The sequence below is a fragment of the Xanthomonas codiaei genome (assembly GCF_002939785.1).
Classification (GTDB): domain Bacteria; phylum Pseudomonadota; class Gammaproteobacteria; order Xanthomonadales; family Xanthomonadaceae; genus Xanthomonas; species Xanthomonas codiaei.
Genome location: NZ_MDEC01000009.1, coordinates 155,358 through 170,658 on the forward strand (window position 1 = coordinate 155,358; position 15,301 = coordinate 170,658).

General features: G+C 64.3%; 17 protein-coding genes. 12 read left to right on the forward strand and 5 right to left on the reverse strand.

Annotated features, from left to right (window positions below):
• The first annotated feature begins 48 nt into the window (after positions 1-48).
• From XcodCFBP4690_RS09020 to XcodCFBP4690_RS09040, 5 genes are all read left to right on the forward strand, one after another.
• Positions 49-792 (forward strand): hypothetical protein, encoded by a 744-nt coding sequence (locus tag XcodCFBP4690_RS09020; RefSeq protein ID WP_104540618.1) that lies wholly within the window; start codon positions 49-51, stop codon positions 790-792.
• 168 nt (positions 793-960) lie between these two features.
• Positions 961-1,830, forward strand: a complete 870-nt coding sequence (locus tag XcodCFBP4690_RS09025) for a hypothetical protein (protein WP_104540649.1) — start codon at positions 961-963, stop codon at positions 1,828-1,830.
• Between the two features lie 371 nt (positions 1,831-2,201).
• The gene (locus tag XcodCFBP4690_RS09030) at positions 2,202-2,915 is read left to right on the forward strand and encodes a LuxR C-terminal-related transcriptional regulator (RefSeq protein WP_341871612.1); all 714 of its coding nucleotides are present in this window, start codon (positions 2,202-2,204) and stop codon (positions 2,913-2,915) included.
• Between the two features lie 457 nt (positions 2,916-3,372).
• Positions 3,373-3,957, forward strand: a complete 585-nt coding sequence (locus XcodCFBP4690_RS09035) for a hypothetical protein (RefSeq protein WP_104540619.1) — start codon at positions 3,373-3,375, stop codon at positions 3,955-3,957.
• 67 nt (positions 3,958-4,024) lie between these two features.
• Positions 4,025-4,714 carry a hypothetical protein gene (locus XcodCFBP4690_RS09040; RefSeq protein WP_104540650.1) on the forward strand — a complete coding sequence of 230 codons (690 nt, stop codon included), beginning with the start codon at positions 4,025-4,027 and terminating at the stop codon, positions 4,712-4,714.
• A gap of 148 nt (positions 4,715-4,862) precedes the next feature.
• Here XcodCFBP4690_RS09040 and XcodCFBP4690_RS09045 read toward each other — a convergent pair whose 3' ends face one another.
• From XcodCFBP4690_RS09045 to asnS, 5 genes are read right to left on the reverse strand one after another with little or no spacing between them, the layout of a single operon-like run.
• A complete protein-coding gene (locus tag XcodCFBP4690_RS09045) occupies positions 4,863-5,498 on the reverse strand; it encodes an FMN-binding negative transcriptional regulator (RefSeq protein ID WP_104540620.1) in 636 nt (211 codons plus the stop codon).
• A 1-nt stretch (position 5,499) separates the two neighbouring features.
• On the reverse strand, positions 5,500-5,826 hold the full coding sequence (locus XcodCFBP4690_RS09050) for a hypothetical protein (RefSeq protein WP_104540621.1): 327 nt from the start codon (positions 5,824-5,826) through the stop codon (positions 5,500-5,502).
• Positions 5,823-6,128, reverse strand: a complete 306-nt coding sequence (locus XcodCFBP4690_RS09055; RefSeq protein WP_104540622.1) for a hypothetical protein — start codon at positions 6,126-6,128, stop codon at positions 5,823-5,825. The genes XcodCFBP4690_RS09050 and XcodCFBP4690_RS09055 overlap by 4 nt, the downstream gene beginning before the upstream one ends.
• Entirely contained in the window at positions 6,125-6,547 is a 423-nt protein-coding gene (locus XcodCFBP4690_RS09060) for an ADP-ribosylation/crystallin J1 (RefSeq protein ID WP_104540623.1), read from the reverse strand. Before XcodCFBP4690_RS09060 ends, XcodCFBP4690_RS09055 begins: the two co-directional genes overlap by 4 nt.
• A complete protein-coding gene (gene asnS / locus XcodCFBP4690_RS09065) occupies positions 6,504-7,898 on the reverse strand; it encodes an asparagine--tRNA ligase (protein WP_104540624.1) in 1,395 nt (464 codons plus the stop codon). Before asnS ends, XcodCFBP4690_RS09060 begins: the two co-directional genes overlap by 44 nt.
• A 205-nt stretch (positions 7,899-8,103) precedes the next feature.
• Here asnS and XcodCFBP4690_RS09070 point away from each other — a divergent pair, with 205 nt between their 5' ends.
• The 7 genes from XcodCFBP4690_RS09070 to XcodCFBP4690_RS09100 all read left to right on the forward strand — a co-directional run bounded on the left by XcodCFBP4690_RS09070 (position 8,104) and on the right by XcodCFBP4690_RS09100 (position 15,053).
• Positions 8,104-8,442 (forward strand): HesB/IscA family protein, encoded by a 339-nt coding sequence (locus XcodCFBP4690_RS09070; RefSeq protein ID WP_104540625.1) that lies wholly within the window; start codon positions 8,104-8,106, stop codon positions 8,440-8,442.
• Between the two features lie 319 nt (positions 8,443-8,761).
• Positions 8,762-9,193 carry a 30S ribosomal protein S6 gene (rpsF, locus tag XcodCFBP4690_RS09075; RefSeq protein WP_104540626.1) on the forward strand — a complete coding sequence of 144 codons (432 nt, stop codon included), beginning with the start codon at positions 8,762-8,764 and terminating at the stop codon, positions 9,191-9,193.
• 11 nt (positions 9,194-9,204) lie between these two features.
• Complete coding sequence (gene rpsR / locus XcodCFBP4690_RS09080) at positions 9,205-9,435, forward strand: 30S ribosomal protein S18 (protein ID WP_002804494.1); 231 nt, start codon at positions 9,205-9,207, stop codon at positions 9,433-9,435.
• Between the two features lie 253 nt (positions 9,436-9,688).
• The gene (gene rplI, locus XcodCFBP4690_RS09085; RefSeq protein ID WP_104540627.1) at positions 9,689-10,138 is read left to right on the forward strand and encodes a 50S ribosomal protein L9; all 450 of its coding nucleotides are present in this window, start codon (positions 9,689-9,691) and stop codon (positions 10,136-10,138) included.
• A 209-nt stretch (positions 10,139-10,347) separates the two neighbouring features.
• On the forward strand, positions 10,348-13,851 hold the full coding sequence (smc, locus tag XcodCFBP4690_RS09090; protein ID WP_104540628.1) for a chromosome segregation protein SMC: 3,504 nt from the start codon (positions 10,348-10,350) through the stop codon (positions 13,849-13,851).
• A 56-nt stretch (positions 13,852-13,907) separates the two neighbouring features.
• Complete coding sequence (zipA, locus tag XcodCFBP4690_RS09095) at positions 13,908-14,642, forward strand: cell division protein ZipA (protein ID WP_104540629.1); 735 nt, start codon at positions 13,908-13,910, stop codon at positions 14,640-14,642.
• 6 nt (positions 14,643-14,648) lie between these two features.
• Entirely contained in the window at positions 14,649-15,053 is a 405-nt protein-coding gene (locus XcodCFBP4690_RS09100; RefSeq protein ID WP_104540630.1) for a hypothetical protein, read from the forward strand.
• The last annotated feature ends 248 nt before the right edge of the window (positions 15,054-15,301 follow it).

Genomic DNA, 15,301 nt, shown 5'->3' on the forward strand with positions numbered 1-15,301 from the left:
GCTTGATCGATCTTTCCATCCTGTCCAACTTCTTATCGGAGCTTTCTCATGTCTGGCCAACCTCATCATCAGCCTCACGTTCTCCGCATCGCCTCAGCCCTGGCCTTGTGTCTTTCGTTGACCGCAGTACAGGCCGCTCCGGCTGGCAGCATTCCGACGGGTGACTGGCGCGGAATCCTGTCCGCCAGCGGCGGTGCCGGCCCGGTTTATGTCCGCCTGAGCGGGCGCGCGGTGGAAGCTGACGGCATCCAAACGGCGGACGTGCGGTTTGGACCTCCGTTCAATTGTGCGCTGGAGCTAAGGGCGCAGCCGGACGGTTACGCGCTGCTGTCGCGCAATGGCGGCAGGTTTTGCGATGCGCTAGCTGGTGGCCGCGCCCAGCTTGAGGTGACGGAAGGTGCGAAGTCCGGCATGCAACTCACGCTGCTTGGCCGCGATTCGCCGTTGGTCGTTGCCTTGGACCAGAGCAGTGCAGGTTTGGCCGAAGCCGGGCGCTGGCGCGGGGCGGGCCTGATTTCCGCCCAGCTGGAGATCGTGGCGACCACAATCCGCCCGGGAGACGTGCTCGGTCGCCTGCGCTATGGCGCCCCCCGCGACTGTCAGGTGGAATTGCGCTATGCCGGGCGTGCAGCAGGCATGTTGAACGCCTGGGTCGGAGCCAACGATAGAGGCTACTGCCGCCAGCTCAGCGATGGGCAGGCCAGTCTGCGGATCCGCGACGATGGCAGTGCAGAGCTTGCTCTTATTGTGAAAGGTCAGCGCGATACGACACTGTTCGAGCGGATGCCCTGATGTTGGCTTAGGGGCGCGCCTGCACCTCGGGAATCACCTATGTGGAAGCGAACCAGGATGCGCGTCGGCCTGCGGCGACGCGCAGTGGCCCAATCCGTCTCGCCGGCAGGATTCACCGGTCCGGTGTTCTCCAGCGTGCTTGAACAACTGGAGCTCGAATGTCGGGCCATGGTGTCGTATGCGCTAAAGCAGGGGTTGGCTATGTCCCCCGATCTGCCTGGCCGGTTGGCGGAACTACGGGTGATGCCTGGCGCCTCCCTGCATGGCGAAGCCGGCGCGCGCGAACTGGCCGGTCTGCACCGACAGCTGGTTCGCGCGATCCAACCGGCAACTCCGCAAGCGGTGGTGCTGATCGAGCGGGAGCGGTTGCGCGGTGGTCTTTTGCGCTGGCTCGGCCCAATTCCGCTGATCCGCACCTTGACCTTGAGCTCGGTCGGCTGTCTTGCCACAGTGGTCGGACTGGCGATGTCTAGCTCGGTCAACGAGCAGAACATCGCGCTCGGGTTTCTCGATTCCTCGGGCAGCACGCTGGCCTGGAATGTGATGTTCATCCTAGCCTGTGCCGGGCTTGGTGCAGCGTTTTCTGCGCTGTTTCAGGCCCATCGTTACGTCGCCGACGCGACGTACGATCCGCGATTCGATTCTTCCTATGCCGCGCGCATGATCCTGGGCCTCATCGCCGGCCTGATTTTGGTGGAGTTGCTGCCGGAGGATCTGTTTGCCGAAACTAGCCTGGGCGCGTTCGGAAAACCCGCTTTGGCGATGATGGGCGGATTTTCGGCAAGTGCCGTCTATCGCCTGCTGCAGCGCATGGTCGAAGTCATGGAAACTGCCGTACGCGGCGATTCCAGCCAGCATACCGCTGCCGCGATCCAGTCGCAGCGCGCATCGGTCGAGTCCGAAGGCATCCGCGCGCGCGGCGAGCTTGCTGCAGGTCTGCTGGACCTGCAGCGTGAGATGGAAGCGGATCCGCGTTTGGATCAAGTGCGTCAGCAACTGGCCGGCCTCGCCAGGCAGATGATGTCCGGCGATTCGTGATCTTTGGCGGGTGCGCTGCAGCGAGAGCCGAGTTGGATTTATCTACAACCTTATGCAGAAACGATGTCTGGCGCAGCGTGCCGAGGATCAGGTGGGATATGTGTTGGTGTGGAGCGGCACAGTTCGCTTCGGCTGCGCTTCAACGTGTTAACACACCTTACGCAAACGTACCCGTCGTTGCGTCACACCGACATCTACACCGTCTTCAAAACCAGCAGTTGACGGTTTCCAAATCAGTCCAGGACCGATGGTTCCGAGGTGAGCGTATGACAAGCTCGCTCAAGTGCTCCTGCCGAGCATCTATCGATTCGCTGCAGCGCGCCGCTCGAAAGCCGCTGCACAGTGCGGTCCCCATTCGTGCAACCGAGGGAATGATGAAGACACGTATCGTCGTCGCTGCTGATCGCACCATCCTCGTGGAGGGTATGGTCGCTTTGCTGCAAAAGGTTCCGAATTTCGAAGTGGTAGGGCGCGCCGAAGACGGGCTGGCGTGTCTTCAGATCGCTGCCAGAGAGCAGCCGGATATCGTCCTGGTGGATGTCCTGCTCCCCGGCCTCAATGGCATAGATCTGACGCGACGTTTGATTCAACGTAGTCCCAATAGCCGGGCAATCTGCATTGCTCCATCTGATGCCTGCATGCGTGCCAGCGCAGTCTTCGAGGCAGGCGCAAAAGCCTATCTGGCGCGAACCAGCACCTTCGCCGAATTGTTGCGTGCAATTCAACTCGTTGGTCAAGATCAGATCTATATCAGTCCTCAGATGTCGCGTTCGCTGATCGCAGGATTGCGTCGAGCCGCCAAAGACGACTCCGCGTATACCCGGCTGACCTCGCGTGAGCGCGAAATCGTGCAGCTCTACTCCGAGGGTCTGTCCACCAGGCAGATCGCTACGCGCCTGCACTTGAGCGTGAAAACGGTGGCGACGCATCGCGAAAACTGCATGTTGAAGCTCAATATCCAAAGCATCGCCCAGCTCACCCGTTATGCAATCGCACAAGGGCTTTCTCCACTGGACCCTGTATCCGGCGGTGATGGCGAGCTATCGGAAGCATTCGTGCCGCAGCGGTCGTGCCAAGCTGGCTGAGTTGCCCAGTCTTTTGCAAAGACGGGTGCCAGTCACACAGTATTCGGCGCATGGCTGCGATGTCATCGCGAGAGCGGGTGCTTCGCTACGCCGAGAGTGATCGATGGATTTTCCGTTCCGGTCACGCGATGCTCAACGATGCGGTTTGCGAGCGCCTGCAGGAACCTTTCGGTGGCGCCAATCCTGTTGCGACAGTGAGAGTGTTGCGTCAACTTTTATCGCAGCGCCTCGTCGTCGCCGCGAGCAGTCACCGGCTTGCGCTTTGTCCAAAGCTGGCGCCGGAGCCGCTCCACTTGCAGTGTTGAGCGTTCTCCCGGCGGCAGGTCCGCGCATGCACCCTTGGATCTGGGTTCCTGACCGATACCGAAGGATGGTCGCCATTCGCACACTGGTGGTGCGTCCAGACGCGCAGAGGGCGCGCCCAGCGACGCAACATCATTCAATAGAGGATAAATCCATGAGCATTAACTTGCGGCTTGATGAAAAGGGCTATGCCGATGCACTGACAGCTGTGCGGCATGACAACGACCACCAGGACTCTGTCGAGGTGGTCTACGTGGATGAAAACGACAGCAAGAAAGTCTCGCGTTACTTCTTGAAGTCCCCGAACTTCGAATTGACCGCCTACGAAATCGGTGGCAGCAGGTACGACCTCAAGAGCTACCGGCACGTTGGCAAATTTCCTGGCGTCTCCTACGCCGATTTGGTCGCCGCGCTCTCCAAGGGCGGCGAGGGCGGTACCGACATGAATCAACGCTTGAGTGTCGTCGTGTGCCTGATTTGCGAGGCGGCGCGTTCCAAGCTGATTGAAGGCGCGATGCAGAGAGCCATCGCTGGGGAGCGCGTCGAACTGGAGCCGTATCGTGTGTTGATGAACATGTATGAGCACACGCTCAGGTTCAAGAGCACGAAATTCAAAGGCACCACACACGCTGCTCCGCCATTGCTGCCGTTGCAGTTGCAGGACTACATCGACTATGTCCAGTCCAAGGACTACACCGGCGACACGGGTATCGCAGACACCATTCGCGCGCTGAACTAGGTTGCCCGTTGCTATATCCATCAAGGCGCAACGGCGGCATGTGTCGTTGCGCATCAAGGAGAACAATATGAGCATGTCCGACAATGCCACTGCCACCGGGCAAGGTGGCAATCTGGAGTTCATTCAATCGCTGGAGCGGGTGCTTGCGCGTGATCGGGCTGGCACGCTGCTGCAGCCGCTTTCCGGCATGCCGGTTGCGCGGCCGATCTACCAGGTGCCGGCGACCGACGTGGCGGAACCGGTGCGGACGCTGGTCACCAGCATCTTTCGTGGCACAGGCGTCTACGATGCAGTGCCTGAATCCAAGCACGGCGAGAATGTGCACGGGTCCATGCGCGACGTGCACCAGAACGACGACCGGGGTCGCCGCTATCTTCCGGTTCTCGACTATCCAGCATCGCCGACGGGGCGGGCCAGGCTTTATCACGACTACATACTGGAGCGTGGCAAGGCATACGTCCAGAACCGGCAGCGGGAACGTTCGGGCACGAGCGATGTGCTGACCGGGTATGTGGAATACACGGTGATGCTGGAGGGCTGTAGCAATGTTCGACTGATCTTCGACTATCTCAATACCCGCTTTTTTATCTCTCCCAACCACTACAAACCGTGGGCCAGGGCAGATGCCTTGGCCGCACGTCGCAATCTGGGAGTCGATCCAGCGCGGTATCGACTCGCGCCGCACGAAGCGGGCATGGATGAGCAGAGCTGGCGCGACGACGAGTTGTACGGCCCGCATCTGCTGATCATGCTATGAGCGAAACGAAGGGCGAGGGCACCGCCTGGCGCAGGCCCAGCGCGATGTAATGACCTGGGCGCAGGTCGGTTCCGGCGTCGGCCAACACCGTGGCCGACGCCTCCCATCCTGTGGCGATCAGCCTTTCGCGTGAGCGGCTGCGGCCGTTTCAGCGCGTCGTATCGGCGTCCATGGCCGCCTGCATCAATGCGGCGATCGCGTGCGAGGCTTGGTCGGGTCGCTGCGCAAGGAACTGGCTGACGCTGCGCTGATTGGCGGCCGGATGGTTCTGGCTCAGCTTGAAGGTGAGTTCGACGCGGCTGGGCACGAAGCGAAAGCCCACGAGGCCGCGCAACTGGCGGCGATGGCTGTCGCGCTCCATCTCGAACTGCCAGTCGCTGCCGACACGCTGCTCGAAGTGCCGACTCATGCGACCGATCAGATCGCCCAGCGCCTGCTCGTCGTCCACCCGGCTGCAGTGGCCGTGCAGATGTGCAACCGCGTAATTCCAGGTCGGCACGCGCGCGGCGGCTTCCTTGTCCGGATACCAGGTGGGCGACACATAGGCATGCGGCCCGTGCACCACGATCACCGCATCGCCAGGGGCGCGGGCCTGCGGGTTGGGGCGTGCCCAGTGCCCCTCGATAAGGATTGCCTGTTCGTCGCGCCGGTACAGCACCGGCAGGTGCGAAATGGCCGGCACGCCGTCGTTGCCCGGACTGACCAGGGTCACGAACGGGTCGTGCGCCAGCAGCTTGTCCAGCAGCGCCAGATCGGTCTGTGCGAAGGCGCGCGGTGCGTACATCTCAGGCGCGGCCGCCCATGCTGATCACCATGCGTTCGCGCAGATCGGCATCGTCGGTGCCCTGCGGCGGCGAAATCTCGTGCAGCGAAAATCCGCGGATCAACGCGTCTTCTTCGTCCAGCCCGTCCAGCGCGACGAATTCGGCGTCGAACAGTGCGGCGCGCGCGCTGTCTTCGCTGTCGTAGGCCAGCGTCTTGCCATCGCTGTCCAGCACTTCGGCGGTGCCGGCGGCCTTGATGCGCAGGCGTGCCCAGATCAGGGTGCGGCCGATGCTGGCCAGCCACCACTGGTCGCGATCGAGTTCGGTATCGGGTGCAGCGTGAGTCATGTCAGAACCTTGGAAAGCAGGCCGAGCAGGGCCGCCATGCCCAGGCCGAAAAAGATGGTCAGCAGCGAGAGCCAGGCGGGCGTGGCCAGGCCGGACAGCGCACTGTCGCGGAAACTGCGGTAACGACGCGCCAGCAACCAGCGCAACGCCACGGGACTGATGAAGGCCGGGTCGCCGAAACTGTCCAGCGCGTCCGGGTGGCGGTCGCGCAGGTGTACCAGGGTCAGCGGCCAGAAGATCAGCAGCGCGGTCAGGCCGGCGACGGCGACGCCGACGAAACAAAGCGCGAAGAACAGAATCATGCATCGTGCTCCGTGGGCGGCGCATCGAACCGGCCGATGATGTCAACGAGACCGACGATATCGTCGTTCAGTGCATTCAGATCTTCGGCCCGAATCCACCGCTCGGTGTGGTGTGCACCGCCGGCTTCTTGAACGGCGCAGGGTTCGACGAACGTTGCACGAACTGCGAACTGCGCAACATGGCCAACCCCGCTGTGCTTGACGTTCCAGCGCGACGCGATCTCCTCGGCGTAGCGCTGATTGGTCACCGGATAGACCAGCGGTTGCTCCGGCAGCGGTGGCGGCCAGCGCCGAAAGCCGGAGTCGCGCACCAATGCGTATTCCTCCGGCCCCGCAGGGCGGTGCATCGTGACCGTGGCCGCCGCGTTGCCCACCTCAGAACTCGGCGCTGCCAGGCGCGCGCGGGTAGGGGATGGCATCGCGGATGTTGCTCAGCCCGCATACGTAGACCACCAGGCGTTCGAACCCTAAGCCGAAGCCGGCATGCGGCACCGAGCCGTAGCGGCGGAAATCGCGGTACCAGCCGTAGTGCTCCTTATCCAGCCCGAACTGCGCCATGCGCGCGTCCAGCACGTCCAGGCGCTCTTCGCGCTGGCTGCCGCCGATGATCTCGCCGATGCCCGGCGCCAGCACGTCCATCGCCGCGACGGTCTTGCCGTCGTCGTTCAGGCGCATGTAGAAGGCCTTGATGTGCTCGGGGTAGTTGGTCACCACCACCGGGCGGCCGATGTGTTCTTCGGTGAGCCAGCGTTCATGCTCGGTCTGCAGGTCCAGGCCCCATTCGACCGGGAAGTCGAACTTCTTGCCCGAGTTCTGCAGCAGCTTCACCGCCTCGGTGTAGTCGATCTGCTCGAACGGCGCATTGATGAAGGCCTCCAGCTTGCTGATCGCGTTCTTGTCCACGCGCTCGGCCAGGAACGCCAGATCGTCGCCACGTTCGTCCAGCACCGCACGGAACAGGTACTTGAGGAACTGCTCGGCCAGGCGCGCGTCTTCGGCCAGGTCGGCGAAGGCGATCTCCGGCTCGATCATCCAGAACTCGGCCAGATGGCGGGTGGTGTGGCTGTTCTCGGCACGGAAGGTCGGCCCGAAGGTATAGACCTTGCTCAGCGCCAGGCAGTACGCCTCCACGTTGAGCTGGCCGGAGACGGTGAGAAAGGTTTCCTTGCCGAAGAAGTCGCGGCTGAAGTCCACATTGCCCTTGGCGTCGCGCGGCAGGTTGACCATGTCCAGCGTGGAGACGCGGAACATCTGCCCGGCGCCTTCGGCATCGGAGGTGGTGATGATCGGCGTGCTGATCCAGTTGAAGCCGTTCTGGTGGAAGAAGCGATGTACCGCCTGCGCCAGGCAGTTGCGGATACGGGTGACCGCACCGAACAGGTTGGTGCGCGGGCGCAGGTGCGCCACTTCGCGCAGGAACTCCGGCTTCATCGGCTTGGGCTGGATCGGGTAGGTCAGCGGGTCTTCGACCCAGCCGACGATCTCCACGCCGCTGGCCTGGATCTCGAACGACTGGCCCTTGCCCTGCGACTTCACCAGCACGCCCTTGGCGATCAGCGAGCAACCGCTGGTCAGCCGCTTGATCTCGTCGAAATTGGGCAGGCTGTCGTTGGCCACCACCTGGATCGGCGCGAAGCAGGAACCGTCGGTCACGTTGATGAAGGCCAGTCCGGCAGATCCGCGCAGCGTGCGCACCCACCCCCGTACCGTGACTTCGCCGCCTTCGGGCAGCTTGCCCGCAAGCGCATGTTCAACGCTGACCACCGTCATGACTATTCCCCGCCGTTGCGATCTTGAATGATCGGCGAGTTTACTGGCTGCGGCCGCGCTGGCGCGAGCGTCTGAACGGCGTGCCGGCGGCTGCGCTTGTCGCAGGCGCACACCGCCCCCATCTGTTGCAGGCATCGCCGTTCAGCGTCCCCGCCTGGTTGTCGCGGTCTCGCTATACTTGTCACCACTGTTTTGGAGTGCCCTCATGGCCGTCAGTCTCACCCCCGCCGCGCTGGAGCGCGTGCAGCGTTTCGTGCAGCAGACCCCGGGTGCGCTGGGCCTGCGCTTTGGCGTGACCAAGACCGGGTGCTCCGGCTGGGGGCATGTCACCGACCTGGCGCGCGAGCAGCGCGACGACGATGCGGTGTTCGAGCAGGACGGGGTGCAGATCTTCGTCGACCCGGTCAGCCTGCCGCTGGTGGATGGCACCTGCATCGACTTCGGCAAGCACGGCCTGAGCGAGACCTTCACCTTCAGCAACCCCAATGCGACGGCCGAGTGCGGTTGCGGCGAGAGCTTCACGACCGAAGCCGAGCATCGCTGAGCCTGATTTCTTCTCCCGCCGGGAGAAGGTGCCCCGTAGGGGCGGATGAGGGTACGTGCGCAGCCGGGTGCTATTCGGCAGGTGAGTGGCTTCGCCCGTACCCTCACCCCAACCCCTCTCCCGGCGGGAGAGGGGCTCAAGCAGTCGTCGCGCAGGCGTCCTGTTCGTAGCTCGGCCCGGTTGCGGCTAAGCGCCTGAACTGCCATACTTTCCCGCTTCCTGCCCGGTCTTGGGCGGGAACCCTTGCTCCACCGGCCGTTTGCGCGGACTTGCGGGGAGCTGTCCGGCCCACGTGGCCACATCCGAAAGGTAAAACAACATGAGTCGTCATTACGAAGTCGTGTTCCTGGTCCATCCGGACCAGAGCGAACAGGTCCCGGCCATGATCGAGCGCTACAAGTCGCTGATCGAGGGCGGTAACGGCACCATCCACCGTCTGGAAGACTGGGGCCGTCGTCAGCTGGCCTATCCGATCCAGAACCTGGTGAAGGCGCACTACGTGCTGCTCAACATCGAAGTCGACCAGGCCGTGCTGAGCGAGCTGGTGGAAAGCTTCCGCTTCAACGATGCGGTGCTGCGTCACCTGGTCGTCAAGCGCGATGGCGCCGACACCGAGCAGTCGCTGATCATGAAGAGCAAGGACGAGAAGGGCGACAAGCCCGAGCGTAGCGAACGTCGTCGTCGCGACGACGAAGAGGGCGATGCCCCCGCCGCCAACGATACCGACGGCGACAACGCCGAAGCCGCTTAAGGAGCGCTGTCATGTCCAAGTTCTTCCGTCGTCGCAAGTTCTGCAAGTTCACCGCCGAGGGTGTCAAGGAGATCGACTACAAGGATCTCAATACCCTGCGTCAGTACCTCACCGAGAACGGCAAGATCGTGCCGAGCCGCGTGACCGGTACCAAGTCCAAGTACCAGCGCCAGCTGGCCACGGCCGTCAAGCGCGCTCGTTTCCTGGCGCTGATCCCGTACACGGACAACCACGACGTTTGATCCGAGTCCCTCGGAAGAGCCCGCACGGTTGTATGTGAATCCCTCACAAAAGCCCGCACGGATGTATGTGAGTCCCTCACAAAAGCCCGCACATCCATGTGCGGGTTGTTAATGGATAGAGTTCGGTCGTTCGAGATGCGGTGTTGATCGTGTTGTTGCGATTCCCAAATCCCGATTCCCGAATCCCGTCTTTTCGGACAGCACCCGTTGCGCCAGCCCATGTGCCGGCGCTAACGAATAACGGAGTACCACCATGGATCTGATTCTTCTGCAGAAAGTGACCAACCTGGGCAACCTGGGCGACAAGGTCAGCGTCAAGCCGGGTTACGGCCGCAACTTCCTCGTGCCGCAGGGCAAGGCCGTGCCGGCCACCGCCGCCAACGTCGAAGCGTTCGAAACCAAGCGCGCCGAGTACGAAGCCAAGGCCAACAGCATCCTGGCCGACGCACAGAGCCGCGCCGCCAAGTTCGAAGGCGCCAGCGTCACCATCGGTGCGCATGCATCGACCGAAGGCAAGCTGTACGGTTCGGTCGGCCCGCGCGACATCGCCGAGGCGTTCACTGCCGCCGGCCTGCCGCTGGAAAAGAGCGAAGTGATCCTGGGCGAAGGCGCATTCCGCAATGTCGGCGAGTACGACGTTGTGCTGCACCTGCACGCCGATGTGGAAACCACGGTCAAGGTCATCGTCGAATCTGACGCCTGATCCACGCCGCACGCAGTACCCGAAGGGCGCCTTGTTAGGCGCCCTTCGTCTTTTAGGCCGGCCGCAGTGCGGCGGCGACGCCCGTTATACTCATGCCCCATTGCCGGTTCCACGGCCCGCAGATCTTCTCGATCAAGGGTTTAGGTGCTGGCTCCACAGGAAACGCGCCTGCCGGCCATGTCCGCGCGGTGCCCGGAACCCAGCCGTCCATGCGCCTGTCCACGATCAAGCTGTCCGGTTTCAAGTCGTTCGTCGACCCGACGACCTTGCACCTGCCCACCAACATGACCGGCATCGTCGGTCCCAATGGCTGCGGCAAGTCCAACATCATCGATGCGGTGCGCTGGGTGATGGGCGAGAGCTCGGCCAGCCGCCTGCGTGGCGATTCGCTGACCGACGTGATCTTCTCCGGCTCCTCGGCGCGCAAGCCGGTGTCGCAGGCGACGGTGGAGCTGATCTTCGACAACTCCGATCACACCATCAGTGGCGAGTTCGCCTCGTTCAACGAGATCTCGGTCAAGCGCCTGGTCAGCCGCGACGGCAACAGCGCCTATTACCTCAACGGCACCAAGTGCCGCCGCCGCGACATCACCGACCTGTTCCTGGGCACCGGTCTTGGGCCCCGCAGCTACTCGATCATCGAGCAGGGCATGATCAGCCAGATCATCGAGGCGCGCCCGGAAGACCTGCGCGTGTACCTGGAAGAAGCCGCCGGCATTTCCAAGTACAAGGAGCGCCGCAAGGAAACCGAAACCCGCATCCGCCACACCCGCGAGAACCTCGACCGCCTGGGCGACCTGCGCGAGGAAATCACCAAGCAGCTAGCGCATCTGCAGCGCCAGGCGCGCCAGGCCGAGCAGTACCAGGCCTTGCAGGAAGAGCGCCGGATCAAGGACGCCGAGTGGAAGGCGCTGGAATACCGCGGCCTGGATGGTCAGCTGCAAGGCCTGCGCGAGAAATTGAACCAGGAAGAGACGCGCCTGCAGCAACTGATCGCCGACCAGCGCGATGCCGAGGCGCGCATCGAAACCGGACGCGTGCGCCGCGAGGAGGCCGCCGAGGCGGTGGCCAAGGCGCAGGCCGATGTCTACCAGGTAGGCAGCGCGCTGGCGCGGATCGAGCAGCAGATCCAGCACCAGCGTGAACTCTCCCATCGCCTGCACAAGGCGCGCGACGAGGCGCAGAGCCAGCTGCAGGAGCTGACCCAGCACATCAGCGGCGACTCGGCGAAGCTGAGCGTCCTGCGCGAGGCGGTGGCCGATGCCGAGCCGCAGCTGGAACAGCTGCGCGAAGACCACGAATTCCGTCAGGAAGCCCTGCGCGAGGCCGAAGCGCGGCTGGCCGACTGGCAGCAACGCTGGGAAACCCATAACCGCGACACCGGCGAGGCCTCGCGGGCCGGGGAAGTGGAGCGCACCCGCGTCGATTATCTGGACCGCCAGTCGCTGGAGGCCGAGCGCCGCCGCGAAGCGCTGGTCAACGAACGCGCCGGGCTGGACCTGGACGCGCTGGCCGAGGCATTCGAGCAGATCGAGTTGCGCCACGAAACGCAAAAGACCTCGCTGGACGGATTGAACGAGCAGGTGGAAGCGCGCAAGCACGCGCTGGCCGCGCTACAGGACCAGCAACGCGCCAGCCAGGGCGAGCTGGCCGAGGTGCGCAAGCAGGCGCAGGCCGCGCGTGGCCGGCTGTCTTCGCTGGAAACCCTGCAGCAGGCTGCGCTGGGCCAGGAGCAGGGCGCGGCAGTGGCATGGTTGAAGGCGCGCGGGCTGGATTCGGCGGCGCGCGTAGGCGAACGCATCACGGTGGAAAGCGGCTGGGAAAACACCGTCGAAAGCGCGCTGGGGCAGTTGATCGAAGGCGTGCTGGTGGAGGCGCCCGAGCAGCTGGTCGATGCGTTGGGCGAGCTGAGCGAGGGCCGCATTGCGCTGGTGTCCAGTGCCACCGACAGCGCGAGCTTTGCACCGACGTCGCTGGCCGCCAAGGTGCAGGGGCCGATCGCGATCCGCCGCCTGCTGGCGCGCCTGCACGCCGCCGAGGATCTGGACGCCGCGCGCGCGTTGCAACGCAGCCTGCCCGAAGGCGATTCGGTCATCACCCGCAATGGCGAACGCCTGGGCGAAGGCTGGGTGCGCGTGTCGCGCTCGGGTGCGGCCAAGCAGGGCGCGCTGCTGCGCGAGCGCGAAATCCAGGAGCTGCGCACCCAGATCGAAACCCTGCAGGAGCGCGAGGCCGATCTGGAACACCGGCTCGCCGGCTTCCGCGAGCAGTCGCTGGCGGCCGAGCAGCAGCGCGAAGATGCGCAGCGCCAGTTGTACATGGCCCATCGCAGCGTCTCCGAACTGGCCGGCCAGTTGCAGAGCCAGCAGGGCAAGGTCGATGCGGCGCGCGCGCGCATCGAGCGCATCGAAACCGAGCTGTCGCAGTTGCTGGAAACGCTGGACACCAGCCGCGAACAAGCCCGCGAGGCACGTGCGAAACTCGAGGATGCGGTCACCCTGATGGGCGACCTGCAGGGCACGCGGCAGGCGCTGGAAAACGAGCGCCGCCAGCTCACCGATGCACGCGATCAGGCGCGCGATGCCGCACGCGGCGTGCGCGATGCGATGCATGCGCTGGCGCTCACGCTGGAATCCCAGCGCACCCAGATCGCCTCGCTCAGCCAGACCCTGGAGCGCATGGACAGCCAGCGCGGCCAGCTCGACACGCGCCTGGAAGACCTGGTGGCCCAGCTCAGTGAGGGCGATTCCCCGGTGGAAACGCTGGAACACGAACACCAGGCCGCCTTGAGCGAGCGCGTACGCACCGAGCGCGTGCTCGGCGAGACGCGCACGCTGCTGGACAGCATCGACAGCGAGCTGCGCAGCTTCGAGCAGACCCGCCAGCAGCGCGACGAGCAGGCGCTGGCGCAGCGCGAGCGAATCAACCAGCGCAAGCTCGATCAACAGGCGCTGGTGCTCAACGCCGAGCAGCTCTCTGCTGCCGTGGTCAAGGCCGGCTTCGTGCTCGAGGACGTGGTCAACGGCCTGCCCGAAGCGGCCAACGCCGCCGAGTGGGAAGCGGCGGTGAACCAGATCGATGGCCGCATGCGCCGCCTGGAGCCGGTGAACCTAGCCGCGATCCAGGAATACGGCGAAGCTGCGCAGCGTTCGGAATACCTGGACGCGCAGAACCTGGACCTCAACACCGCGCTGGAAACGCTGGAGGAAGCCATCCGCAAGATCGACCGCGAGACCCGCGGCCGCTTCAAGGACACCTTCGACCGCGTCAATTCCGGTGTGCAGGCGCTGTATCCGCGCCTGTTCGGCGGTGGCCACGCATACCTGGAACTCACCGGCGAGGACCTGCTCGATACCGGCGTGACCATCATGGCGCGCCCGCCCGGCAAGCGCGTGTCCAGCATCTCGCTGCTGTCCGGCGGCGAGAAGGCGATGACCGCGGTGGCGCTGGTATTTGCGATCTTCCAACTCAATCCCGCACCGTTCTGCCTGCTGGACGAGGTGGATGCGCCGCTGGACGAGGCCAACGTCGGCCGCCTGGCCAACATGGTGCGCGAGATGAGCGAGAAGGTGCAGTTCCTGTTCGTCAGCCACAACAAGGCCACGATGGAAGCCGCGCGTCAGCTATCCGGCGTGACCATGCGCGAGCCGGGCGTCAGCCGCCTGGTCAGCGTGGACCTGGAAGAGGCCGCGCGTTTGGCGGGTGCGGCATGACGTGCCATGCTTGTCGGAATGACGACATCTGTCACTTTACTGCGGAGGCACGCTGAATGTCCGACATGGCCATGATCCGGATCGGCATCCTGATCGCCGGGCTGCTGCTGGTCGCAGCCATCTTCCTGTTCGGCCGCCCGAAGAAGTCGCCACAGGGGCGCCGGGTGGACAAGGACGAGGGACAGCCGCGCGAACGCCGCGAGCCGGTGATTTCCGGCGATGCAGGGGGTGAGGGCGAGGCATTCGAACGCAGCGAGCGCAGTGCCGAACAGAGCGAACTGGCGCTGGATGCGCAGGACGCCGCCGGCGGCAACGATGTCGGCAAGCGCCCGAACCAGGATTTCGACAAGATCGTGTCGCTGTTCGTCGCTGCCAAGGCCGGCCAGATCCTGCGCGGCGAAGACGTGGTGGTGGCCGCCGAAAAGACCGGGCTGGTGTTCGGCCACATGAATGTGTTCCACCGCCTGGTCGAGGGCCATCCCGAGCGTGGACCCATCTTCAGCATGGCCAGCATCCTCAAGCCCGGCAGTTTCGACATGGCCAACATCCGCGAGATGCAGACGCCGGCGATCGCCTTCTTCCTGACCCTGCCGGCGCCGATGACTGCGCTCGATGCCTGGGAAAAGATGCTGCCCACCGTGCAGCGCATGGCCGAGCTGCTGGATGGCGTGGTGCTGGACGATGGCCGCAATGCGCTGGGCCGGCAGCGGGTGGCGCATATCCGCGACGAATTGCGCGCCTACGACCGCCAGCATCAGGCACCGCCGCTGACCAAGTCGCCGCGCTGGTGAGTTGACATGTTGAGCCTGCAGGGCGTGTTGGCGGTGGCGTTGCTGTTGGTGCTGTGGGCGATCCTGGCGATGCCGCTGCTGTGGATATTCACGAGGATTGCCGCGCGCCTGCGCAAACGCCCGCGGCATTCGCGCTGGCTGGTAGGCGGCTTTGCGGCCGCGGTCGCGGTGGTGGTCGCGCCGGTGCCAACGCCCTTCGTCAGCGTGTTCATGCCGCACGCCATCGCCTTGTTGGATCGCCGCTATTACATGCATATCCTGCAAGGCCAACCGATGCTGCGCGAACTGCTGCTGTGGAATGCCGGCTCGATGCTGCTGACGTTTGTGATCAGCTATCTGTGGATCCGGCGCACGCTGCGCGCTAAAGCCCCTCTTCCTGCGGGGCGAGAAGGCACGGCTCCCGCGCCGTAGGCGCGCGGGCCTTGGAGCGCCCGCGCCGCAAGCGCGGGCCGGGGTNTCTGACGGCGCGTGGCGACGCGTTCGCCATTACAGACGCTGGCAGATTCCCGAGGCGCCCCTCATCCGCCCCTTGCGGGGCACCTTCTCCCCCATGAAGGACGACAATGTCCCAAGGGGAGAGCAACTGTCTTGATCAACCGACGGCGTCAGCCGCCAGTTGATCTCGCATCTTGGCGTTGAGGATGACCAGCAGCTTGCGC